Annotated in this window: 1 pseudogene; it reads left to right on the top strand. The window is 72.2% G+C overall.

The features are described from left to right. The first annotated feature begins 51 nt into the window (after positions 1 to 51). Positions 52 to 1,009, top strand: a pseudogene (locus tag ACI78S_RS25090) (IS5 family transposase). The last annotated feature ends 19 nt before the right edge of the window (positions 1,010 to 1,028 follow it).

Below are 1,028 nucleotides of genomic sequence, written 5' to 3'. Positions count from 1 at the left end.
CTAGGGCGTGTCTGACGGATCTTGGCGGTCCGGATCGGCAGGCTCCGGGCGATGCGACAGCATCGAGCGGTGGTCTCCGATGAGGCGTGGGCGTGGATGGAGCCGTTGCTGCCGTCCTCGGCCGGTCGGCGTGGCGGGCGGTGGCGCGATCACCGGCAGGTGATCGAGGCGATCGCCTGGAAGTACCGCACCGGCTCACCGTGGCGGGAGGTGCCCGAGCAGTTCGGGCCGTGGCAGACCGCCTATGAGCGGTTGACCCGGTGGAGCTCCGATGGCACGTGGGCCAAGTTGCTGGCTCGGGCTCAGGCCGACGCCGACGCCGCGGGTGAGCTCGACTGGCTGGTGGCGGCCGATTCCACGCTGGTGCGGGTGCATCAGCACGGCGCCAGCGCCCGACGGGTCGGTGGGAACGCTTCGACCGTGCGCGGCGACGCCGACGACGACCAGGAGGATGGCCGGCGCCCCGGACGATCAACCGACCGCCACTGATTGCCGCGAGGAACCGGCGGTGGCCGAGCCGACCGATCACGCGATCGGCCGTTCCCGCGGCGGGCTGACGACCAAGGTGCACGCGCTCACCGACGGCCGCGGACGGGCGCTGGTGGTGCTGCTGACCGCCGGCAACGTCAACGACACCAGCATGTTCGCCCCGCTCCTGGCGGCATTGAGCGTCGCTCGGGTCGGACCGGGGCGGCCGCGGACCTGCCCGGACTACTTGGTCGCCGACAAGGGCTACAGCTCTCGGGCCAACCGGGCGCTGCTGCGCCGTCGCGGCATCTCCCACACCATCGCTCAGCCGGCCGACCAGGCCGCCAACCGGCGCCGCAAGGGCTCGGCCGGCGGCCGCCCGGTCGGCTTCGACAAGGCCCGCTACGCACGCCGCAACGTCGTCGAACGCGGCTTCTGCCAGGCCAAACAGTGGCGCGGCCTGGCCACCCGCTACGACAAGCACGCCCGCAACTACGCCGGCGCGCTCCACCTCGCCGCGCTACTCACGTGGATTCCATGATCCGCCAGACACTCCCTAG

Source organism: Geodermatophilus sp. SYSU D00815, from assembly GCF_054050035.1.
The sequence above is the reverse complement of the archived record's forward strand: the minus strand, read 5'-3'. Positions and strand labels throughout refer to the sequence as shown.